23 protein-coding genes are annotated in these 22992 nt (G+C 65.8%); 10 read left to right on the forward strand and 13 right to left on the reverse strand.

Features of this window, described 5'->3' with window-relative positions:
- Positions 1 to 32 precede the first annotated feature (32 nt).
- Together ASF34_RS02920 and ubiA are read left to right on the forward strand one after the other, a co-directional pair.
- Positions 33 to 506 carry a hypothetical protein gene (locus tag ASF34_RS02920; protein WP_018042529.1) on the forward strand — a complete coding sequence of 158 codons (474 nt, stop codon included), beginning with the start codon at positions 33 to 35 and terminating at the stop codon, positions 504 to 506.
- Between the two features lie 38 nt (positions 507 to 544).
- Positions 545 to 1501 carry a 4-hydroxybenzoate octaprenyltransferase gene (gene ubiA, locus ASF34_RS02925; protein ID WP_056158434.1) on the forward strand — a complete coding sequence of 319 codons (957 nt, stop codon included), beginning with the start codon at positions 545 to 547 and terminating at the stop codon, positions 1499 to 1501.
- Positions 1502 to 1514: 13 nt separating this feature from the next.
- On the opposite strand, the gene ASF34_RS02930 is transcribed toward ubiA, so the two are convergent.
- Positions 1515 to 2027: a DUF6101 family protein gene (locus ASF34_RS02930; protein ID WP_056158437.1), complete on the reverse strand. Its 513-nt coding sequence runs from the start codon at positions 2025 to 2027 to the stop codon at positions 1515 to 1517.
- 322 nt (positions 2028 to 2349) lie between these two features.
- On the opposite strand from ASF34_RS02930, the gene ASF34_RS02935 reads away from it, so the two are divergent.
- Positions 2350 to 3177 (forward strand): 3'(2'),5'-bisphosphate nucleotidase CysQ, encoded by an 828-nt coding sequence (locus tag ASF34_RS02935; RefSeq protein ID WP_018042526.1) that lies wholly within the window; start codon positions 2350 to 2352, stop codon positions 3175 to 3177.
- Positions 3178 to 3636: 459 nt separating this feature from the next.
- Here the strand turns inward: ASF34_RS02935 and ASF34_RS02940 are convergent, their stop codons facing one another.
- From ASF34_RS02940 to ASF34_RS02950, 3 genes are all read right to left on the reverse strand, one after another.
- Complete coding sequence (locus ASF34_RS02940; protein WP_082494052.1) at positions 3637 to 5331, reverse strand: methyl-accepting chemotaxis protein; 1695 nt, start codon at positions 5329 to 5331, stop codon at positions 3637 to 3639.
- A 392-nt stretch (positions 5332 to 5723) separates the two neighbouring features.
- Positions 5724 to 5954, reverse strand: a complete 231-nt coding sequence (locus ASF34_RS02945; RefSeq protein ID WP_018042523.1) for a hypothetical protein — start codon at positions 5952 to 5954, stop codon at positions 5724 to 5726.
- A gap of 202 nt (positions 5955 to 6156) precedes the next feature.
- Positions 6157 to 6366 carry a cold-shock protein gene (locus tag ASF34_RS02950; RefSeq protein WP_026175704.1) on the reverse strand — a complete coding sequence of 70 codons (210 nt, stop codon included), beginning with the start codon at positions 6364 to 6366 and terminating at the stop codon, positions 6157 to 6159.
- Between the two features lie 325 nt (positions 6367 to 6691).
- On the opposite strand from ASF34_RS02950, the gene ASF34_RS02955 reads away from it, so the two are divergent.
- Positions 6692 to 7081 (forward strand): hypothetical protein, encoded by a 390-nt coding sequence (locus ASF34_RS02955; protein WP_018042521.1) that lies wholly within the window; start codon positions 6692 to 6694, stop codon positions 7079 to 7081.
- A gap of 8 nt (positions 7082 to 7089) precedes the next feature.
- Here the strand turns inward: ASF34_RS02955 and ASF34_RS02960 are convergent, their stop codons facing one another.
- Positions 7090 to 7311, reverse strand: a complete 222-nt coding sequence (locus ASF34_RS02960) for a hypothetical protein (protein ID WP_018042520.1) — start codon at positions 7309 to 7311, stop codon at positions 7090 to 7092.
- Between the two features lie 197 nt (positions 7312 to 7508).
- Between ASF34_RS02960 and ASF34_RS02965 the strand changes: the two genes are divergently transcribed.
- Positions 7509 to 8087: a type 1 glutamine amidotransferase domain-containing protein gene (locus ASF34_RS02965; RefSeq protein ID WP_056158443.1), complete on the forward strand. Its 579-nt coding sequence runs from the start codon at positions 7509 to 7511 to the stop codon at positions 8085 to 8087.
- A gap of 146 nt (positions 8088 to 8233) precedes the next feature.
- Here the strand turns inward: ASF34_RS02965 and ASF34_RS02970 are convergent, their stop codons facing one another.
- The 7 genes from ASF34_RS02970 to ASF34_RS03000 form a co-directional block, all read right to left on the reverse strand.
- Positions 8234 to 9892: a calcineurin-like phosphoesterase C-terminal domain-containing protein gene (locus ASF34_RS02970; protein ID WP_056158446.1), complete on the reverse strand. Its 1659-nt coding sequence runs from the start codon at positions 9890 to 9892 to the stop codon at positions 8234 to 8236.
- Between the two features lie 78 nt (positions 9893 to 9970).
- On the reverse strand, positions 9971 to 10264 hold the full coding sequence (locus tag ASF34_RS02975; protein WP_018042517.1) for a hypothetical protein: 294 nt from the start codon (positions 10262 to 10264) through the stop codon (positions 9971 to 9973).
- Positions 10265 to 10642: 378 nt separating this feature from the next.
- On the reverse strand, positions 10643 to 11521 hold the full coding sequence (locus ASF34_RS02980; RefSeq protein ID WP_082494053.1) for an NAD(P)-dependent oxidoreductase: 879 nt from the start codon (positions 11519 to 11521) through the stop codon (positions 10643 to 10645).
- Between the two features lie 51 nt (positions 11522 to 11572).
- A complete protein-coding gene (locus tag ASF34_RS02985; RefSeq protein ID WP_018042515.1) occupies positions 11573 to 12775 on the reverse strand; it encodes a pyridoxal phosphate-dependent aminotransferase in 1203 nt (400 codons plus the stop codon).
- A gap of 442 nt (positions 12776 to 13217) precedes the next feature.
- Positions 13218 to 14618, reverse strand: coding sequence for a sulfate adenylyltransferase subunit CysN (gene cysN, locus ASF34_RS02990; protein WP_056158451.1), 1401 nt, complete (start codon positions 14616 to 14618; stop codon positions 13218 to 13220).
- A gap of 1 nt (position 14619) precedes the next feature.
- On the reverse strand, positions 14620 to 15555 hold the full coding sequence (gene cysD / locus ASF34_RS02995; protein ID WP_056158454.1) for a sulfate adenylyltransferase subunit CysD: 936 nt from the start codon (positions 15553 to 15555) through the stop codon (positions 14620 to 14622).
- Positions 15552 to 16349 (reverse strand): phosphoadenylyl-sulfate reductase, encoded by a 798-nt coding sequence (locus tag ASF34_RS03000; RefSeq protein WP_056158457.1) that lies wholly within the window; start codon positions 16347 to 16349, stop codon positions 15552 to 15554. The genes cysD and ASF34_RS03000 overlap by 4 nt, the downstream gene beginning before the upstream one ends.
- A 251-nt stretch (positions 16350 to 16600) precedes the next feature.
- On the opposite strand from ASF34_RS03000, the gene ASF34_RS03005 reads away from it, so the two are divergent.
- The 5 genes from ASF34_RS03005 to ASF34_RS03025 all read left to right on the forward strand — a co-directional run bounded on the left by ASF34_RS03005 (position 16601) and on the right by ASF34_RS03025 (position 22223).
- Entirely contained in the window at positions 16601 to 17107 is a 507-nt protein-coding gene (locus tag ASF34_RS03005; RefSeq protein WP_018042510.1) for an Lrp/AsnC family transcriptional regulator, read from the forward strand.
- Between the two features lie 107 nt (positions 17108 to 17214).
- On the forward strand, positions 17215 to 18990 hold the full coding sequence (locus ASF34_RS03010; RefSeq protein ID WP_056158460.1) for a diflavin oxidoreductase: 1776 nt from the start codon (positions 17215 to 17217) through the stop codon (positions 18988 to 18990).
- Between the two features lie 83 nt (positions 18991 to 19073).
- Positions 19074 to 20867 (forward strand): NADPH-dependent assimilatory sulfite reductase hemoprotein subunit, encoded by a 1794-nt coding sequence (locus ASF34_RS03015; protein WP_018042508.1) that lies wholly within the window; start codon positions 19074 to 19076, stop codon positions 20865 to 20867.
- 152 nt (positions 20868 to 21019) lie between these two features.
- The gene (locus tag ASF34_RS03020) at positions 21020 to 21217 is read left to right on the forward strand and encodes a hypothetical protein (RefSeq protein WP_018042507.1); all 198 of its coding nucleotides are present in this window, start codon (positions 21020 to 21022) and stop codon (positions 21215 to 21217) included.
- A gap of 337 nt (positions 21218 to 21554) precedes the next feature.
- Positions 21555 to 22223: a TetR/AcrR family transcriptional regulator gene (locus ASF34_RS03025; protein ID WP_056158464.1), complete on the forward strand. Its 669-nt coding sequence runs from the start codon at positions 21555 to 21557 to the stop codon at positions 22221 to 22223.
- A 23-nt stretch (positions 22224 to 22246) separates the two neighbouring features.
- On the opposite strand, the gene pyrF is transcribed toward ASF34_RS03025, so the two are convergent.
- Positions 22247 to 22957 carry an orotidine-5'-phosphate decarboxylase gene (pyrF, locus tag ASF34_RS03030; protein ID WP_018042505.1) on the reverse strand — a complete coding sequence of 237 codons (711 nt, stop codon included), beginning with the start codon at positions 22955 to 22957 and terminating at the stop codon, positions 22247 to 22249.
- Positions 22958 to 22992 lie beyond the last annotated feature (35 nt).

Below are 22992 nucleotides of genomic sequence, written 5' to 3' on the forward strand. Positions count from 1 at the left end.
GGTGGGGATTGGGGGAGAGGGAAGCCTAGCTAATGTCATCGAAGACCATCGCGGCGGTCGCCGGAGCCCTGCTGGGTTCCGCCCTCCTCGCCGGCCCTGCTTTCGCGCAGAACGCGGAATGCGGCGACATCCAGAAGACGCTTCAGTCGCGCAAGGATCTCGTGGCCAAGGCGAATGCCGCCTCGAACTCGAAGAAGAAGATGACCCCGGCCGAGGCCTGCGCCCTGTTCGGCAAGCTGCAGGCCAACGGCAACGAGGGCGTCAAGTGGATCGCCGCCAACAAGGAATGGTGCTCGATTCCGGATTCCTTCGCCGAAGGCTTCAAGGCCGACCATCTGAAGGTCGCCGGCATCCGCACCAAGATTTGTGGCGTCGCCGCCCAGGCCGCGAAGATGGAAGCCCAGGCACGGGCGCAGGCCCAGAACGGTGGCGGCGGTGGCGGTGGCGGCATGCTCGGCGGCCCCGGCCTCACCGGCAGCCTGAAGATGCCGCAGGGCGCGCTCTGAGCCTTGGCTGAGTCGCCGCGTCACGGCCTCGTTTCCGCATGGCGGGCGTGACCTCCCGGCCCGGTGCGGATGGCAGGGTCGCGGATGCGGTCGCCGGGCACTGGGTCGATCGCCTCGCCCCGCGCGGCCTGCGCCCCTATCTCAGGCTGGCGCGGATCGACCGTCCCATCGGATGGTGGCTGCTGTTGCTGCCGTGCTGGTGGTCGGCCGCCCTCGCGGCGCTCGCCGGCCACAAGCCGTTTCCGGACCCGGCCCATCTCGTCCTGTTCCTCATCGGCGCCATCGCCATGAGGGGGGCGGGGTCGACCTACAACGACATCGCCGACCGCGACCTCGACGCTCAGGTGGAGCGCACGCGCTCGCGCCCCCTCCCCTCCGGGCAGGTGCGGACACGCTCCGCCGCGATCTTCCTGGTACTGCAGGCGCTGGCGGGGCTGGCGGTGCTGTTGCAGTTCAACCGTACCGCCATTCTCGTCGGCATGGCGTCGCTCGTGCCGGTGGCGATCTATCCGTTCATGAAACGGGTGATGTCGATGCCCCAGGCGGTGCTGGGTTTCGCCTTTTCGTGGGGCGCGCTGATGGGGTGGGTCGCCGTCTTCGGCGATCTCGGCGCCCCGGCGCTGCTGCTCTATGCCGGCACGGTGGCGTGGGTCGTCGGCTACGACACGATCTACGCGGTGCAGGATATCGAGGACGACGAGATCGCCGGCATCCGCTCCTCGGCCCGCTTGTTCGGACGCGGTTTGAGGCCGGCCATCGGCCTCTGCTATGCGGTTTCGGTCGCTTCCATCGCCGCCGCATCGACCCTGGCGGGGGCCGGCCCCGTGGGCGCCCTCGGCGTCACCCTCTTCGCTCTCCATCTCGGATGGCAGGTCGTCCGTCTGAAACCCGGCGACGGGCGCGGGGCGCTCAGGCTCTTCCGCTCCAACCGCGATGCCGGGCTGATCCTCTTTGCCGGACTGGCGGCGGATGCCGTCTGGCAGGGGCTGTCCTGAGCCCGATCCGGCCTCAGGACAGGGCGCCGCCGACGATCTCGTTCTCGCCGCGATAGATCAGCGGACGCACCGGCAGCACGCCGGTCTTGCGGCGGACGAGGAAGCGCGGGCGACGGCCGTTGAGCAGGCCGTGGCGGCGGCGGGCGCGCGTGGTGCCGAGGGCGACCCGGCCGAGCTGCCGCGACACGACGGCGAGGGTGCCGTCTTCCCGCACGATCATCCGCGGCAGGCCCGTGCGGGCCGAGCAATCGCGCCAGATCGCCACGACGTCCTCGTCACCGTAAGGGCCGAGGCGGCCGAGCGTGGTGCCGGCGCCATCCACCAGAAGAAGCGCGAAACGGTCTTCGTCGCACGCATCGCTGTCCTCGGAGGCGAAAGCGAGGGCGACGCCGACGGCTTCGGTGCCGCCACCGATGTGGCCGGTGATCGGAAGCGACGAGCGGGAAAACGTCGTGGTGGGCAGCGTGACACCGTCCTGGAGGCGGGCATCCGCAGCGGTGACGACAGTTGTCTCGGTCTGATTCATGTTTGAGAAAGTGTTCATCGGATCGACGCCCTGTTGGTGTGGTCGGCCTCTTGAGGGCCGCCTCTTATGACAAGCAGAATCACGTCTAACCTCATCACACCAGCTTAATAGCCAGAGTTAAGCGATGGTGGATGGGCGGGAAGCGTTCGGAATGCTCAACACTTCCTTGCCGCATTCGTCAGGATCCGGGGGCATCGCCCGCGCGCGATCCTTGTGGGCATCGCGGGCTCACCCTACAAAGAAAAGGGTCCCTTGCACCGCCCTGCGCGTGGAAGACGGATTCGCCACCGCCACCGATAGAACCCCGACGATCCGGAGACGCATGTCCGACACGATGTCGCCCAAAGCCGCCCAGGCGCTGCTTCCCGCCCTGAGGGAGGCGATCCGTGAGGCGGCGTCCCTGGCCCTCCCCTTCTTCAGGTCGGGGGCGCAGACGACCGCGCGGACATGGTCGAAAGCCGGCGGGTCGCCGGTGACGGAAGCCGACGTCGCGGTGGATACGTTCCTGAAGATCCGTCTCAGCGCGCTGCTGCCCGAGGCGGCCTGGCTGTCGGAGGAGACCAGCGACGATGCCATCCGGCTCGGCTCGGACCTCGTCTGGATCGTCGATCCCATCGACGGGACACGGGCCTTCCTCACCGGCCATCAGGACTGGTCGATCTCGGTGGCGCTGCTGGCGGGCGGACAACCGATCCTCGGCTTCGTCCACGCACCGGTGACCGACCGGTTCTACGAGGCCGTGGCGGGGGGCGGGGCGACCTGCAACGGCGTGCCGCTGTCCGTTTCGACCCAGACCGGCCTCACGGGGGCGAAGGTGACCGGACCGAAGCCGATGATCGACAAGCTCGCGCGTGGCGGATCGACGAACGGCGAGGCCCTCGATGTCCAGATCGTCCCTCGGGTGCCGTCCCTCGCCTTGCGGGTGGCGCGCGTCGCCGAGGGATCGATCGATGTCGGCCTGGTCTCGTCCGATGCGCGCGACTGGGATCTTGCCGGGGCGGATTTGCTCCTTCGCGAGGCCGGCGGATCAGTGAGCGACCTGAAGGGAACCCGCACGACCTACAACCGCCCGGACCCCGTCCACGGCGCGCTGATCGCGATGTCGGACGGCTTGCGCGACGATGTCGTCGCGGCTCTGACGCGGGGCTAGGGCGGCCTTCGCCAACGGGGATGCAGGCTCGGCCAAAGGCCGAGCCTCACCACGGGACTGCAGCCCCTGTGGAGGAAGACGCCGGCGATCACGATGGCATCTCCGCTCAGGCTGTGTTCCGGATGCACCCGCGGACGCACCCGGAGGCAAAGCCCGGTCAGATCAGCATGGCCCCGCGACCGGACGCGACGACGGGGGGAATGCCCGCGTAGAAGAACGGGATGCTGTCCTCGGGGCCGTTCGCCACGCGACCCCTTACCTTGGCCATGACGCAGACACCGATTTCGGCCTCCCCTCTGCCGATGGCCAGAACGAAGGGATTGTCTTTGTCGCCCCGCAGGTAGCGTCCGCCGAACGCACGGCGCGCGACCTCATCCTTCGAGCTCGGATGAAAGAGCTTGAACGTCTTCGGTTCGATTTCCCGGACCCGCCACGGTGAGGACCCTCCCGGTGGGAGGATCAGGCAGCCCGAACGGCATCGATGAACTGGCCGATCTCATATGCCAGACGCCTTGACTGTTCATCGAGAGTGGCTGCCGAATGAAGGACCTCATCGGCAGCGCGCCCGGTCTGTTCCGCCGAACCGGCGACCCCACTGACATGTTGGGTCACTTCGTGGGTGCGAGTCGCCGCCTGCGTCACGTTGCGGACAATTTCCTGGGTCGTCGCACCCTGCTCCTCAATGGCCGCGGCCACGGTGGCAGTGACGCCATCGAGTTCAGTGATTCGGGCATTGATGGTCTCGACGGCGCCGACCACTTGGTGGGTCGCACGCTGGATCGTCGCGATCTGGCCGTTGATGTTCGAGGTCGCCCGCGCCGTCTGATTCGCGAGTTCTTTGACCTCGGTCGCAACCACGGAGAAGCCGCGTCCCGCTTCACCGGCCCGTGCCGCCTCAATCGTAGCATTGAGCGCCAGCAGATTGGTCTGGCCGGCGATCTGCGCGATGACCGCGACGATGTCGCCGATCTCGTTCGCGGCGCCGCTCAACGCGCTCACAACTTGTGCTGTGCTCAGCGTCTCTTCGACCGCCGACCGTGCGAGACGCGCCGCTTCCTCGATCTGGCGACTGATCTCCAGGACACTGACGCCCATTTCCTCGGTGGCGGCGGCCACGGTTGTTACGTTCGCTCCCGCGTCGCGGGCGGCGGCGGCAACCGACGCCGATTGCGTCGCCGTTCGGCCGGCCGTGCCTGCCATGGCTTGCGCAGTGGTCTGCAGTTCACCGGAGGCCGCAGCCACGTGGCGAACGATACCATCGACGGCGGTCTCGAACGCTCGGGTCGCCGCGTCGATCTGCTCGGCCTGACGCATCTTTCGATTCTGATCGTCCTGCTGCTGCTTCTGCAAGCAATCGGCGGCTACAGCATTGTCCTTGAACGTCTGAACGGCGCGGGTAATATCGCCCACCTCATCACGCTGATCCGTCTGTGGGACATCGATGTTCAGGTTGCCACCCGCCAGATCCAGCATGCTCTGGGTCAGAGGTCGAAGGGGACGGATGGCACGGTATGTCCAAGAAGCAAAACCGAGACCGATGATGCAGGCGATGCTGCAGAGGCCGATCATCAGCATCATGAAGGTCTGTGAAACGGTGCGCACGTTGTCTCCAATGGACTGATTGCGCGCTTCCTGCAGGTCGATGAACTGGTTGATACGTCCGAGCCACTCCACGAAGGCAGGACGCGCCTCCAGCATCAGGGTGCTCCGGGCGCGCTCGTAACGGCCTTCCTGCTGATCGTCGATGACACGCTTCAGTAGGGGCAGCGTCCGGGCTTCGGTTTCCTTGATGCTGGCCAGAATGGCGCGCTCGTCGTCCGATGCGAGGCCGGTTTGCGAGAACATCCAATCCATCTTCTCGGCCGAGTCGGCATAGGCACGATTGAGACGGGCGATGTCGGAGAGAACCTCAGCCCGTCCGGCTTGGTCATTGACCAGAGTAAAGTCGCGGAGACTGATCGCACGATCATGTACGCTGCCTCTGAAATTGATCGCGTATCGCTGTTTGACCGAGTTGACGGTATTGATGGTCGATAAATTTCGGTCGATCAGAGCGACTTGACTTATACCATAACCTGTCAGGGCAACCATCAGTGCAAAAAGTGCTGTGTATCCAATGAGCACTTTTGAGCTCAGGCGGAGATGTCTGATCATGGAGTTGCCTAGTGCTGGTTCAGGAGCGCGATGCACGAAATCGGTGGTGTAAATTCACCTTAGGATGCATGCATTAAGACGCTATTACACAGTAACATGCATCATATTCGCGTGATTGAAAGTAGAGGCAATGCGCCTTTGAGCCCCGCACTTCCAAAAAGTGCCGCGGGCCGCTCAGGTTTCGTCCTGGCCGTCCGGCGACTTCGAGTGACAGCAGGGCATGGGGTGACAGCAGGGCATGATCGAGGATTCGCACTCCCGCCCATCGCCTGAACGATCGGCCTCATTGCGGCAGGCAGACTGTGGACATGCGAACGCCGAGCTCGGTGAGGAACTCGGCGTGAAACGTCATCGAGCGCGAGGAGACTATCCCCGGCGCGGAAAGGCCCCGATCAGGCGTGTTCGCGAACCGCGACCACGTCGGGAGCCACGCCCAGCCGCTCGGCCAGATGCCAGCGCAATTCACGGGGCGAGTGATAATTGTAAGAGGTGTCGATGAGGTGGCTGAGGTCGATGTCCTGCGCTTCACGCGACGTCGTCTGCTTCAGCTTTCCTACCTTGAAGGTCGCCGCATCGGTGATCGGCGAACGGACGCCGCGGCGTCGGGTATATTCGAACAACATGTTTTCTTGTGATCTTTCAGATTTTCTTGGTGTGCGAAACGACGAGCTTTGCCTCTCGTTCCGTAAGTCAAAGGATTTTGGGGTTGCGGATGGGTCATCCCTGAAACGAGCTCGTCTCCCCAGAGGAGCGCGTCGGGATGCCGGCGAAGCCGGCGCTTGACGCCGGTGGTGACGCCAGCCCCGAGGGCTGGCGCCGGGTGCGTCAGGCCGCCTGGAGGTTACCAGCCGAATCCTTGCCGCTGCGCTTGTCGGTCTGGATCTCGTAGGAGACCTTCTGACCTTCAATGAGATTGCGCATTCCCGCGCGCTCGACAGCGGAGATGTGAACGAACACGTCCTTGCCGCCGTCATCGGGCTGAATGAAGCCGTAGCCTTTGGTTTCGTTGAACCACTTAACAGTGCCGGTATTCACGAATAGAACCTCGTATCGTTCGTTGACCAAACACGCGTATCTGCTCGAGACACCCGGCGCCGGTCCTCTTTTACATTTGACGGGATCAGCAGGTCGTGAGACGTGCGAGGCACGTTGTGTTCGGCTCACTGACGCCCGCTGAGATCCATGTAGGCGCATTGTGCGGCGGCAACAAGGCATCCGGCTGGATCTTGCCTGTCGGATCGACGCACCGCCCTCTCATGCCGCACGATGCGAGCCCCGTGGCGAACCCCGTGTTTTTCGGTCCGCGACGTGCATATATGAGTTCGGCTCCAGGCAGTTAGGCGACGCAATCAGGCGGTTCATGGCGGGCATCTCGGTTTCCCTCGAAGGCGCGAACATCCAGCTCTCGTTCCAGAAGGACGATCAGGCCACGGCCGTCGTCATGGATGCCCGTGCGGCCCGTGCCCTCGTGCGCGCGGTCGGGCATCTGCTGACCGCGATCGACGAGCCGGACGAGGTCGACCCGCCGGACGACCTCGCCGACGAGGACATCGCCATGCTGGAAGTCACCTCCTCCGCCATCGAGGTGGGAACCGACGAGAAGGGTCAGGCCGTCGTGGCCCTCCAGGCGGGGCCGCTGCCGCCGTTCCAGCTGCGCCTGACGGACGAAGAGGCCCGTCACGTCGCGACGAGCCTCTCCGAAATCCTCAACGCCCCCCGCGATGTACGCGCATCGCATGGGGATCACTGACGGAACGGTTACATCCGCACTCCCGGGTCCGTCGGACCGCCGGGCAGATAATCGGGCTCGGAGCCCGGCCCCGCCGGCTCGTCGATGCCGGGATCGTCGACGGGATAGGGGGTCCGCGGACCGGTCGGTCCGATATCCGGAGCCTCGTCCGGCGGCAGCGGCGGGGGCGGCAGGTCGCCGGGAATTCCCCCCGGGAGCGGCTCGGGGATCGGTAGGCCTGGATTGGCCATGCAGCGTCTCCTTCGCTTTGAGGTGGATCGGTCGGTGTGCCGGAGAAACCCACCCCGGCAGTCGCCAGTTCCAGCCCGATGCGGATTCGAGCGTTGCGCTGCCACCGAGGCTGCATTGCATCTCCCCGGAACCAGGAACCCGCCCTATCGGCTAACAGTTCTTCCGCCATCATTCGTGACACGTGCGGAGATCAATCATGTCCGACATCAAGCAGTCGAAAGTTCTCATTCTCGCCACCGACGGTTTCGAGGAAACCGAGCTCACGGTTCCGCTGCAGACCCTCAAGAGCGCTGGGGCGAGCGTCATCGTCGCCTCACCGAAATCGCGCGAATCGCGCGAATCCATTCGCGCCTGGGACAAGACGGATTGGGGCAAGAACGTCGCGGTGGACAAGGATCTGGAAGACATCGACCCGGCGGATTACGACGCCCTCGTGCTGCCGGGCGGCCAGATCAACCCGGACAAGCTCCGGCTCGAGCCGAAGGCCCTCGACGTGATCAAGACGTTCCTCGTCTCCGGAAAAGTGGTGGCCGCGATCTGCCACGCGCCGTGGCTGCTGATCGAGGTGGGGGTCGTGAAGGGGCTGAACCTGACGTCGTTCTCGTCGATCAGGACGGATGTCATCAATGCCGGCGGCCAATGGCGGGACGAGGCGGTGGTGACCGACAAGGGCATCGTCACGAGCCGTAATCCCGGCGATCTCGACGCTTTCTGCGCCAAGATCATCGAGGAGATCGAGGAGGGCAACCACGGCGCTCGCCGCTTGGCCGCCTGACACTGGGCCTCGGGACGCTAGAGCGCTCTCCGCCGAAGTGGATGCCGGTTCGGCGAAAAAGAGCGCGGCAAAACAAAGGCCTGGAGATGTGCCCCGACCCAACGTGGTCGGGCGCTGCTCTAGGCCCTGACCGGCCGGCGTCCCTCTCAGCCCCGCGAGGGGCCGTCCTCGCCGGTGACTTCGAGGACCATGGCGGACGAGAACGGGCGCCCGTACTCGTCCCGGACCTCGACGCTGATGCGATGGCTGCCGGCCGGAATGTCGCCGCGGAGGCGCGCGACCCAGATGTGGCTCGACGGTTCGGCCTTCACCCACGGCTTCTTTGCTTCCGGATAGCGCAGGAAGATTTCGGCGACGAACGGGTCGGGCCGCCGCGTGCGTACCATCTCGACGGCGGGACCGTCGTCGAGTCTGTACCGGACGCTGGTGCGCGGACCGCCGTCAAAGACGTTCACCACCAGATTGGTCGCCCCGACGCTCTCGCGCGGCACAGGCGAGCGCAGGGTCTGCATCGGCCGGTAATCGCGCAGGACCTCACCGGCCCCTCCGCGATACTGGCTCTCCAGCACGATTCTCATTCTCTCTTCCGGTTCGCCCTGGGCCGGTTGGTAGCGAGTGGTGTAGTCGGCGCCGTCGATGGACAGGACGTGGAAACCGTTGGGTGTCCCGTCGCGGCTGTCGGCCGAGGGAATGCCGGTGCGCGCGGAGGGGCCGCTCCACCACGATCCGGAGACAGCGGTGAGGACGTGGTGGTGGTGGCTCCCGCTTGCGCCCGCGCGGGGGTAATGATGCTCCGTCGTGTGGGTATGGCCGGCGAGGCTGAGCACGGGTCGGTCACCCAGGAGGTCGAGCAGGCGCTCGCGGTCCATCACGTTCTGGCGCGGATCGGCCGGGTCGAGATCGGTGACCAGCGGGATATGCATCGCGATGACGACGAGGGTCTCCTTCGGCGTCATCGACAGCATGTTGGCGATGAAGGTCATCTGCCGCTCGCCGATGCGCCCCTCGTAGCGGCCGACACCGTCGCCCTTGCCCGAGGCGGCGCCCAGGTAATGCACGCTGTCGAGCATCAGGAAGAGGGCCTTGCCGTGGTGGAAGGCATAGTAGGGCGCGCCGTAGACCCGCTTGTAGGTCTCGCGGCTGTAGCGGGCGTCAGGCGCCTCGAAGTTGAGGTCGTGGTTACCGCCGATATGGAACCAGGGGATCCCGATGCGCCCCATGATGCGGTTGGAGCGGCCGTAGAACGACAGATCGTCGAACAGGATGTCGCCCGTGGTCATGCCGAAGGCGGCCTTCGTGCCCAGGACCCGCGTCACCGCCGTATCGCGGACATGGCCGAGCTCCACTGGGCTTTCCGGCTGCGGATCGGTGAACAGGATTACGTCGAACGCGTCCGGCTCCGGTTCGCGGGTCAGCGCGAAGTCGATGGAGGCGGGAAGCGGTCCGGTCGGGTCGATGCCGCGATAGCGCAGGCTTAGATCGGACGGCGTGCCCTGCGGCTGATGGATGTAGCTGAAGCGCGGAATCTTGTTCTCGTCGCGCGGCAGCGCGAAGCCGGCGGGCTTCACCACGAAGACGATATCGCCGTCCGAGACGTCGAGCGCGTAGCGGCCCTGGCCGTCGGTGCGGACCACGTCGCGACCGTTCGAGACGGCAACATCCGGGATGCCTGCCCGTCCCCCCGGAACCACTTCATAGACGGAACCCGTCGCGCGCTCCGACGACCGCGCCGCCGAAGGCGCCAGGGCGAGAACGGCGGCACCCGCCAGGGTTTCGCGGCGGGTGAGAGCGGGACGGTCAATCATGCGGCAGCCTGTTGCGATGGGTCGGCCGCACCGAACCACGCCCTCTTGACCATGGCGTGACGATAGTCGCGTCCGCCCTCAGTGTCTGGCTGCGGCCTTCTCGACCTTTGGCTTGTCGCCAGTGGCGCCCGAAAACAATTCGCCGAGGTGTTTCTGGTCGAGACCGCGTGTCACGTCCGCAAGTCGTTCGCGAGTTGGGGATTGCGCGCTGCGCGTGAGGATCGAACCGGTGGCGACCGGATCCTTCACCGCTGCGACGGGGGCCGGCACGGCGGTGGGCGCGCGCTGCACGCGCATGGCCCAATGGGCGGCGGTGGAAAGCGCGGCAATGGCGACGATTGCCTTGATGCCACCGGTGAGAAGGCGTCGCATGCTGGAAAGCCCGAGACTACGCGGAGGAACGCGACCGGTTCCCCGGCCCGTCTCACTTGTGCGAGAAGTCGGTAAACCATTTGGCCGCTGGCCGGCCCGGAGCCTGTCCTGAAATGGCGCGACCCATCCGCTACTACGATGAGCGTGGGCCATCAGCCACGGCGACGGTTCCTGTTCCCCGCGCCCGTGACACACTTGCCGCGACCCGGCCCACGAGGCCTCACAGGATCGACGCAGAGAACTGGTCCGCACCGCCCCGTCACGACAAGCCCTGCAACCGCGCCAGTCCGAGAGGGTTCGCGAAACCATCGGACGCATCGGCTGCGGGGATGGTGGGTGTAGACATCCTGACTTGAGCCGGCAACCAACCCGGCTGCATCAGGGCCTTTCCGCCGCAGCGGCGAAGGCCTTCAACTGCCCGACCTCGTCCCCGTCGCACTTGGCGGAGAGCCGTTCATAGACGCGCCCCGCGCCGTCGAACATCAGTCGGCCGCCATCGTCGTTCTCGAGAAAACTCGCGATCTCGTCCATCTCCGCGACCCAGCGATAAGCCTTCGGCACCATGTCGGGCAGGACGCGGGAGAACCGCGCGAGCAGTTCCGGCTCGCTTTCGGCGAGTTCGGCATGCAGCGCATTGGCCGCTCCGGCACGGCCTGCCGCGAGTACCATGACGGCGGCGAGCGCCGTCAGCCCCTTGTTGATGCCGGCATAGGACATTTTGAGCGCCGACGCCGCGCCGACGCCGCCCTCTACGGGTCGGACGTCCAGCCCCATTTCACGCAACGCCACGGACGCCGAGAGATCGTCGCCGGAGACGTAGAACCGTGGCCCCCGTTCGCCGGATTTGGGCGGCGCTCCGATGATGGCGGCATCGATGAAGGGCGCGCCGGCCTGTCCGATCACGGCGGCGACGCCACGTTTCGTCACGACGTTGAGAGCGTTGCAATCGACATAGACCGGTTTGCGCACCGCTGCAGCGAGCAGCGGGGACAGGCGAATTGCAAGGTTCGCCGCCTCCGCTGGCGGGACGATGGAGAGGATGAGGTCGGCCTCGGCGAGGGCCGTCTCCTCCACTCCTTCCATTCCGGATTCCTGGGCGCGTGCGATCGTAACGGCGCTTCGACCGGCCAGAACGGTGAGGATACGGGCGCCGTTTCCGTGCAGTCGCGCTGCGATCGCACTGCCCATGGCACCAGGTGCGATGACAGCGATCGTCGCCGTGAACGTCTCCTCCGAGTGAACCCACCCGGCTCGCATCTGACTCGCGTCAGACGTGAGTCGTCAAGTCGCGATTCACCCTCGGGTGGGTCAGCTCAGCGAGCCGCAGAAGCGCTGGATGCGGGTGCAGGCCTCTTCCAGCGCCGTGTTCGAGGTGGCGTAGGAGATGCGCAGGTTCGGTCCGAGGCCGAAGGCCGAGCCGTGGACGGCGGCGACACCCTCCGCCTGCAGCAGTTCCACCACGAAATCCTCATCGGACTGGATGACCTTGCCCGACGGCGTCTTGCGCCCGATCGTCTCGGCACAGGACGGGTAGACGTAGAAGGCGCCTTCCGGCGTCGGGCATTTGAGGCCCTTGGTCTGGTTCAGCATGGAGACCACGAGGTCGCGGCGCTCGTGGAAGGCGGCGCGGAAACGGGCGAGATGCTCCTGCGTGCCGTCGAGGGCCGCCACCGCCGCCCATTGGGAGATCGAGGAGGCGCCGGAGGTCTGCTGGCCCTGGACGAAATCCATCGCCTTGATGAGGTGCTCGGGGCCGGCGGCGTAGCCGATGCGCCAGCCGGTCATCGCATAGGCTTTCGAGACGCCGTTCATGGTCAAGGTGCGATCGTAGAGGCCGGGCTCCACCTGGGCCGGCGTGACGAACTCGAAATCGCCGTAGCAGAGGTGCTCGTACATGTCGTCCGTGAGCACCCAGACATGGGGGTGGCGCATGAGGACGTCGGTGATCTTCTTCAGCTCGTCGCGGGCATAGGCCGCGCCGGAGGGGTTCGACGGCGAGTTGAGGATGATCCACTTGGTCTTGGGCGTGATCACCCGCTCCAGCTCTTCCGGCTGGAGCTTGAAATCATGCTCCATGTCGGTCTCGGCGAAGACCGGGGTGCCGCCGCACAGAACCACCATCTCCGGATACGAGACCCAGTAGGGACGCGGGATCACCACCTCGTCGCCGGGGTTCAGGGTGGCTAGGAGCGCGTTGTAGATGACGTGCTTGCCGCCGGTGCCGACGATGGTCTGAGACGCCTTGTAGTCGAGGCCGTTCTCGCGCTTGAACTTCCGCACGATCGCCTCGCGCAGGGGCACGATCCCGGAGACCGGCGTGTACTTGGTCTCGCCGCGACGGATCGCGTCGATGGCCGCCTCCTTGATGTGGTCCGGCGTATCGAAATCGGGCTCGCCCACCGACAGGCTGATCACGTCCATCCCGCCGGCTTTCAGCTCGCGGGCCTTCTGCGTCATCGCGATGGTCGCGGACGGCTTCACCTTGGACAGGGCGTCGGCGAGAAAGCCCATGATGGTCTGCTCCGATCACGTCAGATGGGCGCCGATGCGCGCCCCTTCAAAAAGCGCGCGGACCCTAGTCCCGGAGCTGTGAGCCGGCAAGGCTGAGTCACAGACGGCATTGTATCAGAGCCGGCTCGATCTCGCCCTCGGGGTCGAAGCGGTCCCCAGCTCCCACCCACCACGTCATTCTGAGGTGCTGCGAAGCAGCCTCGAAGGAGGGCTCCAGTTCCCATGGCGCCTACTGGAGCCCTCCTTCGAGGCCTCCGCTCCGCTCCGGCGCCTCAGGATGAGGTAAAGGGTGGGAGGAATGGTGTCACCCGTACGTTTCGCGACCGTCGATCACCGGACCATCCGTCGTGCGATGAGAAAGGTGCCTTTGGAAACAAAGCCGCCACCCGCCCCGCTCTTGGCAGGCCGGATGGCGGTTCGTTTTAGCCGGTGGCGCGTCCGTTCAGATGCCGCCGAAGACCCAGCGCAGCTTTGACAGGAATCCACCGCCCGACTTCGCCGCACGCGCCGCCTCCGGCTCGTCCTCCACGGCCGACGATGGTGCCTCCGCATGGATCAGGCCGAGGGCCGCCGTGTCGGTGGTCTCGCGGTCGATGAGGATGAACCCGCCGGTGTCGCGGTTCGCCGCGTAGGCATCGATGGCCACGGCGCGGTCCAGGCTGAGGGTCACGTCCGCGATGTCGTTGGCCACGAGGCGCGCGGCCGGAACGGGATTGCCGCTCTCCGGATCGATCCGCGTATGGATGGTCGTCACGGTGGCGTTCACCGTCACGGTGCCGATCTTGGCGAGCAGGGTGGCGCCGGGCAGGAGTTCGGTCTCGGCCGCCCAGAAGAGACGGGCGTCGAAACGGTCGCTCACCCGCATAGGCGCATCGGCCGTGACGATCACCGACCCGCGCGAGGCGTCGATCTCGTCGGCGAGGACCAGGGTGACGGACTGGCCCTCCACGGCATGCGGCAGGTCGCCATCGGCGGTGAAGATCCGGGCGATGGTGGAGGTCCGCCCCGAAGGCTCGACGATGATCGCATCGCCGGGGGTGATGCGGCCGCTGGCGATCAGGCCCGAGAACCCGCGGAAGTCGGAGTTCGGACGGTTCACCCACTGGACCGGAAGACGGAACGGAGCGGCCTGCTCCTCGACCCGCACCGGCACTTCTTCCAGGTACTGCAGGAGCGGCGTTCCTGTGTACCAGGGCACGGCGGCGCCGGGCAGGACGACGTTGTCGCCGTTCTTGGCGGAAAGCGGGATGGGCCGGATCTCGGTGAAGCCGAGGGGCTTGGCGAAGGCGTCGAACGCCGCCGTGATCTCCTCGAACTTGCCCTGCGACCAGCCGACCAGATCCATCTTGTTCACGGCCAGAACAACGCGCTTGATCCCGAGCAGCGAGACCAGCAGCGCGTGCCGCCGGGTCTGGCGGGTGAGACCCTGCCGAGCGTCCACCAGGATCACGGCGACATCGGCCGTGGAGGCACCGGTCGCCATGTTGCGGGTGTACTGCTCGTGGCCGGGCGTGTCCGCGACGATGAACGAGCGCTTGTCGGTGGAGAAGAAGCGATAGGCGACATCGATGGTGATGCCCTGCTCGCGCTCGGCCTGGAGGCCGTCCACGAGGAGGGCGAGGTCGATCTCGGCGCCCTGGGTGCCGTGCTTGCGCGAATCGCGCTGCAGTGCCGTCACCTGATCGTCGAAGATCTGCTTGGTGTCGTGCAGCAGGCGGCCGATCAAAGTCGACTTGCCGTCATCGACGGAGCCGCAGGTGATGAAGCGCAGCACCTCTTTGCTCTGGTGAGCGGCGAGGAAGCTGTCATAGCCGAAGGCTTCGGGTGACTGATGGATCGTCATCTTAGAAATACCCCTCCTGCTTCTTGCGCTCCATGGCGCCCGACCCGTCCTTGTCGATCACGCGGCCCTGACGCTCGGAGGTCCGGGCGGCCAGGGTCTCGCCGATGATCTCGGGCAGGGTCGCGGCATCGCTCTCGACGGCGCCGGTGAGCGGATAGTCGCCCAGCGTCCGGAAACGCACGGACAGGTTCTGCGGGGTCTCGCCGGGGTTCAGGGGCAGGCGGTCGTCATCGACCAGGATCAACTGGCCGTCGCGCTCCACGACGGGGCGGGGCTTGGCGAAATAGAGCGGCACGATCGGGATCTGCTCCTGCTCGATGTAGAGCCAGACATCGAGCTCGGTCCAATTCGAGATCGGGAAGACGCGCAGGGATTCGCCGCGCTTCTTCTTGAGATTGTAGAGGTGCCAGGGCTCGGCGCGCTGGCGCTTCGGGTCCCAGCGGTGCTGGGCCGTGCGCAGGGAGAAGATGCGCTCCTTGGCGCGGGACGCCTCCTCGTCGCGGCGGGCGCCGCCGAAGGCCGCGTCGAACTTGTGCTTGTCCAGGGCCTGACGCAGTCCCTGCGTCTTCATCACGTCGGTATGGACTTCCGAACCGTGGCTGATCGGGCCGATGCCACGGGCCAGGCCCTCCTGATTCGTGTGGACGATGAGATCGAGGCCGAGCTCCTTGGCGCGCTGATCGCGGAATGCGATCATTTCCTTGAATTTCCACGTCGTATCGATGTGCATCAGCGGGAACGGCAGGCGTCCCGGCGCGAAGGCTTTCAGCGCCAAATGCAGCAGCACGGACGAATCCTTGCCGATGGAATAGAGCATCACCGGGTTCTCGGTCTCGGCGACCGTCTCCCGCATGATGTGGATGCTCTCGGCTTCGAGACGCTGCAGGTGAGTCAGACGCTCGGGCAGCGTTGCGGCCAGCGCGGTGGCGGCGCTCATCGGGCGATCTCCAGATTGCTGTTACGGGGTGTCGATTCGAATGCGGCGGCTTCCTGGCCCGGCTGAACGTTCGCCTCGGGCTGATGCACGTGAAGGCCGCATTCCTTCTTGGATTCCTGCTCCCACCACCAGCGGCCGGCGCGCTCGGATTCACCGATCTTCACGGCGCGGGTGCACGGTGCGCACCCGATCGAGGGAAAACCGCGGTCGTGGAGGACGTTGTAGGGAATGTAATTGTCGATGACGAAGCGGTCGACGTCGGCGCGGGTCCAATCCGCGAGTGGATTGATCTTGATAAGCCCGCGCGCCTCGTCGGCCTCCGCCAGGGGCGTGTCCGAACGGTTGGCGGATTGGCCCGCCCGCAGACCCGTCAGCCATCCGGCGGCGCCGGCAAGGGCGCGGCTCAGCGGCTCGACCTTGCGGAAGCCGCAGCAGGCTTGCCGGGCGGCGACCGAATGGCGAAAGCCATTGATGCCCTCTTCCCGCACGAACGCCTCTTCCGAGACCCGCTCGGGTGCATAGGCCTGGATGCGGATGCCGTAGGCGGATTCGGTCTCCGCCCAGACGTCGTAGGTCTCGGGGAAGAGCCGGCCCGTATCGAGGGTGACGATCTCCGTCCGCCCCTTGGCCATGGCGAGGGCATGGGTGAGAGCCTGATCCTCGATGCCGAGGCTGGTGGTGAAGACCAGTCGGCCGGGGATTGCGGACTCGATCGCACGAATGCGCCCCTTCAGATCGAGGCCGGCCATGGCGGACGCGAGGTCCCGCGCCGTTCGTTCCAGGGAAGTGCTCATCTGCGGTGCTCGATACGACTGCCTGAAAGATGCCTGCTTGTCTGGCACCTGAAATGTTCGCTATAACGAACGCTGTCAAGGCATAGCGGCCATCGCGGCGCGGCATTCCCACGCGGACGCCGCTATGGTTTGCAAAGGCGCGGCGACCGGATTGGTTGCCTGGCGAAGGAATATCCTTCTCAATTCGCCGGTCGACGTCGTGCCTCCGCGCACCTTGGCGCCGCCGATCGGAACTGCTTAGCGAGGTCAATGTGGACGCGATCGATCTGAAGATCCTGGCACTGCTGCAGAACGACGCCACTCTGTCGATCGCGACGATCGGAGAGAAGGTCGGCCTATCTCAGACGCCCTGCTGGAAGCGTATCCAGCGCCTCGAAGCCGATGGCGTGATCGACCGCAGGGTCGCGGTTCTCGATCCTGTCAAGCTGGGTCTCGGCCTCACCGTCTTCGTGTCCATCGAAACGTCGGACCATTCCCGCGATTGGCTCGAGCGCTTCGCCTCGACCGTCGCCGCCATGCCCGAAGTGCTGGAGTTCTACCGCATGGCGGGGGATGTGGATTACATGTTGCGGGTCGTTGTCGCTGATATGCAGGCTTACGACACATTCTATAAGCAGCTCATCGCCACCTTGCCGCTCAAGAACGTGACGTCGCGCTTCGCCATGGAAAAAGTGAAGTCGACGACGGCACTTCCGCTGCCGGCCGCTCCCTCGAACGGTCGTTTCACGCCAACCCTCTCGGTCGTGGCGGGAGAATAAAATTCTCTATTGCACTGCAAGGATAGGCAGCTCCTTCTACCCCGACGTCGTTCTGTAAAACGGACATCCCGTTGACAGCCGGCCTCTCAGGACGACATGGCTTACCGATGGCACGACAAGCGATCCTTCCCCAAACCGCCCCGTTCAACGACAGCGAGCGCGCGAGCCTCGATTCGGTCCTCTGCGGAGCGACGCCGATCCAACGCGCCTGGCTGGCGGGCTTTCTCGCGGGGTTGGATGCGGCCGGCGGCCAGAATGCCGTGGCACCCGCAGCGCCGCCGAAGGCATCCGAGCCGTTGACGATCATCTACGCCAGCGAATCCGGCAATTGCGAAGCCCTGGCCGGGTCCGTGGCCAAGCTCGCCAAGAAAAGCGGCTTCAAGCCGAAGGTGGTGGATTTCGCCGACCTCGACGTCGCCACGCTGACGGGCTCCAAGAACCTCATCGCCATCGCGGCGACCTGGGGCGAAGGTGAGCCTCCGGCCCGCGCCACCCGCGCCTACAACGAGTTGATGGGCGACGGCGCCCCCCGCCTCGACGGCGTGACCTTCGGTGTGCTGGCCTTGGGTGACACCTCCTATGTGGAGTTCTGCGCCATCGGGAAGGCGCTCGACGCGCGGTTCGAGGCGCTGGGCGGCACGCGCGGGGCCGAGCGGGCCGATCTCGATCTCGATTTCGACAAGCCCGCCGCCGACTGGATCAAGAACACGCTGAAGGCGCTGGCGCTGGCGCCCGCGCCGAGCGCCGACAACGTCGTCGCGGTGGATTTCGCCGGCCGCGCCGCCGCCGAGGACGACGATGCCGAGCCGAGCCGCGAGCCGGTGGTGGTGGAGGTGGTGGATCACATCAACCTCAACTCGTCGCTCTCCGACAAGGAGACGATCCATCTGGCCCTCGAATTCGAGGACGGCGCTCCGGCCTACGAGCCGGGCGATTCGCTCGAGATCTATCCCGAGAACGATCCGGCCCTCGTCGAGGACATCCTCAAGGCGACGAATCTCACCGGCGACGAGGCCCTGCGCAAGGCGTTGCTGTCCGAGCGCGACATCACCACACTCTCGGCCACCACGGTGGAGCGGTTCGCCAAGGCGACGGGCCATGCCGAGGCGCAGAAGCTCATCGACAGCGGCGAGCTGCGGGCCTGGATCGAGGGGCGCCACCTCATCGATCTGATCGAGACGTTTCCGGCCACCCTCTCGGCCGAGCATCTCAACACCATCACCCGGCCCCTGCCCCCGCGCGCGTACTCCATCGCTTCCTCGCGCAAAGAGGTCGGCGACGAGGTCCATCTCGTCATCGCCGCCGTGCGCTACGAGACGCATGGACGGTCACGCTCGGGCGTCACCTCGGTGCAGGTCGCGGACCGGATCAAGAACGGCAGCAAGCTGCGCGTGAAGCTGAAGCCGAACCGGCATTTCCGCCTGCCGCAGGACCCGGCCACCGACATCATCATGGTCGGCCCCGGCACCGGCGTCGCTCCTTTCCGTGCCTTCGTTCAGGAACGCCGCGCGATCGAGGCCACCGGCCGTTCGTGGCTGTTCTTCGGTGACCGCCAGTTCACCCACGACTTCCTCTACCAGCTCGAATGGCAGGAGGCCCTGGAGGACGGCTCGCTCACGAAGATCGACGTGGCCTTCTCCCGCGACCAGCCCGAGAAGATCTACGTGCAGGACCGTATCCGCCACCACGCCAAGGAAGTGGTGGAATGGCTCGACGGCGGCGCCAGCTTCTATGTCTGTGGCGACGCGAACCGGATGGCCAAGGATGTCCGTAACGCGGTCGTCCATGCCTATGCCGAGGTCAAATCGCTGAGCGAAACCGATGCCGAAGCCGCGGTGGCGGCGCTGGAGCGAGCGCATCGCTACCAGCAGGACGTTTACTAGGGCGCCTCGTCCCTTCCCCGCGCGAACGGGGGGATGCGCATGCAGCGCCCCGACTATGAACTGAACAAGACCGGATCATCGCCATGGACGACCTGACCCCTCCCCGCACCTACGAGACCCCGCCGACCACCCGTCCCATCGACGAGGCCGAAGCGGCGCGCGAGGCGGGCCTCGCGCATAACGAGCACATCAAGATCGCGAGCGGTTTCCTGCGCGGAACCCTGGCCGACGGTCTGCTCAAGCACGCCACCGGGGCGATCTCCGAGGATGACGGCCAGCTCGTGAAATTCCACGGGATGTACCAGCAGGACGACCGCGACCTGCGCCCCGAGCGGACCAAGAAGAAGCTCGACAAGGCCTACAGCTTCATGATCCGCCTGCGCATCGCTGGCGGGGTGGTGACACCGAAGCAGTGGCTCGTCCTCGACAACATCGCCACCACCTACGCCAACGGGACGCTGCGGGCGACGACGCGCCAGACCTTCCAGTATCACGGCGTCATCAAGTCGAACCTCAAACGCACCATGGCCGCCATCGATGGCGCCTTGCTCGATACCATCGCCGCCTGCGGCGACGTCAACCGCAACGTGATGGCCTCGACGAATCCGGCCCAGTCCGGCGCGCACAAGGCCGCCTACGAACTCGGCAAGGAGATCTCCGACAGCCTCCTGCCGAAGACCAATGCCTGGCGCGAGATCTGGCTCGACGGCGAGAAGGTGATCGGCGGCGAACCGGAATTCGAGCCCGTCTACGGCAGGACCTACCTGCCGCGTAAGTTCAAGATCGTCATTGCGGTGCCGCCCTCGAACGAGGTCGACGTCTTCGCGCACGATCTCGGCTTCATCGCCATCCTCGACAAGAAGAACAAGGTGACGGGCTGGAACGTCACCGTCGGCGGCGGCATGGGCATGACCCATGGCGAGCCCGACACCTTCCCGCGCACGGCCGACGTGATGCTGTTCTGCAAGCCCGACGAGGCGGTGCGGGTGGCCGAGGCGGTGATGACGGTCCAGCGCGACTGGGGCAACCGCAAGAACCGCAAGAACGCCCGCCTCAAGTACACGATCGAGCGGTACGGCCTCGCCGCTTTCCGCGCCGAGGTGGAGAAGCGTGTCGGCAAGAAGCTCGCCGATCCCAAACCCTTCGCCTTCACCGGGAACGGCGACCGGTTCGGCTGGACCGAGGGCGATGACGGTCGTCACCACCTGACGCTCTATGTCCCGTCCGGCCGCATCAAGGATGTGGAGGGCGACGGCCCTCGACTTCTCACCGGCCTGCGTCGGATCGCGGAGATCCACGAGGGCGATTTCCGCCTCACCGGTAATCAGAACGTCATCATCGCCAACGTGCCGGGAGAAAAGCGCGCCGAGATCGAGGCGCTGGTGGACGAGTACGGCATGCAGAAGGGAGCGGGCGCCCTGCGCCGGAACTCCATCGCCTGCGTCGCCCTGCCCACCTGCGGCCTGGCCTTGGCGGAGAGCGAGCGCTACCTGCCGGACCTGATGACGGAACTGGAGGAAAGCCTCGCCTCGCACGGGCTGCAGGACGACGAGATCACGATCCGCATGACCGGCTGCCCCAATGGCTGCGCCCGTCCCTTTATCGCCGAGATCGGCTTCGTCGGTCGCGGCCCGGAGCGCTATCACCTCTATCTCGGTGCGGCCTTCGACGGCTCACGCCTCGGCAAGCTCTATGCCGAAGACGTGACCGCCTCGGAGATCAGGACGATCCTCGATCCGCTCTTCGGCGCCTACGCTCAGGGCAAGACTCCGGGTGAACGGTTCGGCGATTTCCTGATCCGCGCCGGCTACGTGGCGAGAACCTTCAACGGGCCGGATTTCCACACGAATATCGGCGCCCTGAAGGGCGTTGCCTGAACCTCTTCGACACGTGCACTGCTTCATCGATGCTGCAGTGCACGTGTTCCGGATGGTACGGTCAAGCTTAGGAGAGACACGAATATAAGTCCGGCATCGCTGAACTCTCGCCCGGCTTCGCGGTTGATCCTGCAAAGCGACCGGAGGCGACGATGGCCAAGCACGAAATCCTCAGTTTCTTCGAGCATCGTCGCGACGGTGCTTGGATTTGCGTGAAGCCGTTCACCCTCACGACGAAGCAGAGCAGTGTCGATATCCGGCAGGGCATGCGGTTCGATTACGGCAAACGCGTCGGCGGCGTCGACCTCGCGGAGTATCTGGAACAGCTCGGTTCCCAGTTCGGCTCGTAAGCCGTCGGCGGCGCAGGTGAAGCGCCGGGCCGCTTTTCCCCGGCCCCTGTCGCCGACCATCAGACTGCTGCTGGCACCAGACCTGCGTTCGGGGCCGATGTCGCCTGTCTAGGATCGCCTTGTCGCGTACGATGGCCAAGTCTTGCCTGATCCATCGTCCGGCGCTGTCTTGCGAAGCCCCGGCTCTATCTCGTACGTCCGCCCAAGATCGGACCGGCTCTGAAGCCGGTATCGGCGTGCGGATTTCATTCCCGTGGCGTTCATCCGTCCTATGCGACGGCGGCACCCTCATTGCCGTGTCTTTGACGGCCGGGAGCAGGAGACCTAGGGTCGTTCCATGACAATCTCTGTCGATCCGTTGCAGGCGAGCCTGGAAGCCGCCGCACCCACGACCCGATGCAGGATTTTGGCGACGGCGGAGAGGTTCTTTCGCGAGATCGGCTACCAGAAGACGACCGTCGCCGACATCGCCAAGACGCTCGGGATGAGCCCGGCCAATGTCTACCGGTTCTTCGACTCGAAGAAGGCGATCAACGAGGCGGTGGTCGAGCGCGTGACCCGCGAGGTCGAGGCGTTGATTGCCGGCATCGCCGTGGCGCCCGGCCTCAGCGCCGATCAGCGGGTCGCCGAAATCATCCGGGAGCTCCACCGCGACTGTATCGAGCGATGCAAGGACAATCCCCGTATTCATGAGATGGTGGAGGCCGCCATGTCGGAGAGTTGGGGGGTGTGCCGGCACCATATCGACAGGATCGGCGCCGCCCTGGAACGGGTGGTGACGGACGGGGTTCGCAGCGGTCAATTCCAGGTCGAGGATCCCGCGATTACCGCGGCTTGCCTGCATGTGGCGATCACACGCTACTGCCACCCGGTCCTGGTGAGCCAGTACCCCAACGCACCGGCTCCTCCCATCGACGCGATGATCGCCTTTCTGCTGCGCGCGCTCCACGAACCGGCCAGGAACGACGCTCCTTTAGATGCGAGAGAGCCGGCCGAGTCGATCTAGCGAACGCTGTTGGCCGTCGGGGCTCAGCCCATTTCCGCGAGGATCGCCAAAGCCGCGGCGCGGGGATCGACGCTCTGGGTGATGGGGCGGCCGACGACGATGTGGTCGATCCCCGCTTCCATCGCCGCCGCCGGCGTCAACACGCGTTTCTGGTCGCCGACATCGTCGCCCGCCGGCCGGATGCCGGGGGTCACGATGAGTCGCGACGGCCCGATGGCGGAGCGGACGGAGGCCGCCTCGGCGGCACTGCAGACGATCCCGCCGATCCCGGCCTCTGCCGCCTGCCGCGCCCGCAGGGCCACCAGATCCGCGATGGGGAGGGCGTAGCCCGCCTCGTCGGCATCGGCCTGGTCGTAGGAGGTGAGCACGGTGACGGCGAGGATCGTCGGGCCGTCCGCGCCCCTTCCCCGCACGGCGGCGCGCATGGTCTGTGGGTAGGCGTGGACCGTGAGGAAGGTCACACCGAGATCGGACAGCGCCCGGACGCCGTCCTCCACCGTGTTGCCGATGTCATGCAGCTTCAGGTCGATGAAGACCTTGAAACCGGCCTTGGACAGCCGCTGAACCAGGGCGAGGCCGCCCGAATAGGCGAGCCGGTATCCGATCTTGTAGAACGTCGCGGCATCGCCGATCCGGTCCACCATCGCCTCGGCCTCGTGGACGCTCGGCAGGTCGAGGGCGACGATGAGGCGATCGCGCGGATCGCTGGCGGCGGGTGACGCGGCGTGGGACATGGCGGGCTCCGGAGGATCGGGTGACGGATCGCCGC

It is taken from the genome of Methylobacterium sp. Leaf106, assembly GCF_001422895.1.
Lineage (GTDB): Bacteria > Pseudomonadota > Alphaproteobacteria > Rhizobiales > Beijerinckiaceae > Methylobacterium > Methylobacterium bullatum.

Excerpts from the sequence above, each read along its gene's own strand:
- ASF34_RS02920 (WP_018042529.1), top strand. The coding sequence starts at position 33 with ATGTCATCGAAGACCATCGCGGCGGTCGCCGGAGCCCTGCTGGGTTCC.
- ubiA (WP_056158434.1), top strand. The coding sequence starts at position 545 with ATGGCGGGCGTGACCTCCCGGCCCGGTGCGGATGGCAGGGTCGCGGAT.
- ASF34_RS02930 (WP_056158437.1), bottom strand. The coding sequence starts at position 2,027 with ATGAATCAGACCGAGACAACTGTCGTCACCGCTGCGGATGCCCGCCTC.
- ASF34_RS02935 (WP_018042526.1), top strand. The coding sequence starts at position 2,350 with ATGTCCGACACGATGTCGCCCAAAGCCGCCCAGGCGCTGCTTCCCGCC.
- ASF34_RS02940 (WP_082494052.1), bottom strand. The coding sequence starts at position 5,331 with ATGATCAGACATCTCCGCCTGAGCTCAAAAGTGCTCATTGGATACACA.
- ASF34_RS02945 (WP_018042523.1), bottom strand. The coding sequence starts at position 5,954 with ATGTTGTTCGAATATACCCGACGCCGCGGCGTCCGTTCGCCGATCACC.
- ASF34_RS02955 (WP_018042521.1), top strand. The coding sequence starts at position 6,692 with ATGGCGGGCATCTCGGTTTCCCTCGAAGGCGCGAACATCCAGCTCTCG.
- ASF34_RS02960 (WP_018042520.1), bottom strand. The coding sequence starts at position 7,311 with ATGGCCAATCCAGGCCTACCGATCCCCGAGCCGCTCCCGGGGGGAATT.
- ASF34_RS02965 (WP_056158443.1), top strand. The coding sequence starts at position 7,509 with ATGTCCGACATCAAGCAGTCGAAAGTTCTCATTCTCGCCACCGACGGT.
- ASF34_RS02970 (WP_056158446.1), bottom strand. The coding sequence starts at position 9,892 with ATGATTGACCGTCCCGCTCTCACCCGCCGCGAAACCCTGGCGGGTGCC.
- ASF34_RS02975 (WP_018042517.1), bottom strand. The coding sequence starts at position 10,264 with ATGCGACGCCTTCTCACCGGTGGCATCAAGGCAATCGTCGCCATTGCC.
- ASF34_RS02980 (WP_082494053.1), bottom strand. The coding sequence starts at position 11,521 with ATGCGAGCCGGGTGGGTTCACTCGGAGGAGACGTTCACGGCGACGATC.
- ASF34_RS02985 (WP_018042515.1), bottom strand. The coding sequence starts at position 12,775 with ATGGGCTTTCTCGCCGACGCCCTGTCCAAGGTGAAGCCGTCCGCGACC.
- cysN (WP_056158451.1), bottom strand. The coding sequence starts at position 14,618 with ATGACGATCCATCAGTCACCCGAAGCCTTCGGCTATGACAGCTTCCTC.
- cysD (WP_056158454.1), bottom strand. The coding sequence starts at position 15,555 with ATGAGCGCCGCCACCGCGCTGGCCGCAACGCTGCCCGAGCGTCTGACT.
- ASF34_RS03000 (WP_056158457.1), bottom strand. The coding sequence starts at position 16,349 with ATGAGCACTTCCCTGGAACGAACGGCGCGGGACCTCGCGTCCGCCATG.
- ASF34_RS03010 (WP_056158460.1), top strand. The coding sequence starts at position 17,215 with ATGGCACGACAAGCGATCCTTCCCCAAACCGCCCCGTTCAACGACAGC.
- ASF34_RS03015 (WP_018042508.1), top strand. The coding sequence starts at position 19,074 with ATGGACGACCTGACCCCTCCCCGCACCTACGAGACCCCGCCGACCACC.
- ASF34_RS03020 (WP_018042507.1), top strand. The coding sequence starts at position 21,020 with ATGGCCAAGCACGAAATCCTCAGTTTCTTCGAGCATCGTCGCGACGGT.
- ASF34_RS03025 (WP_056158464.1), top strand. The coding sequence starts at position 21,555 with ATGACAATCTCTGTCGATCCGTTGCAGGCGAGCCTGGAAGCCGCCGCA.
- pyrF (WP_018042505.1), bottom strand. The coding sequence starts at position 22,957 with ATGTCCCACGCCGCGTCACCCGCCGCCAGCGATCCGCGCGATCGCCTC.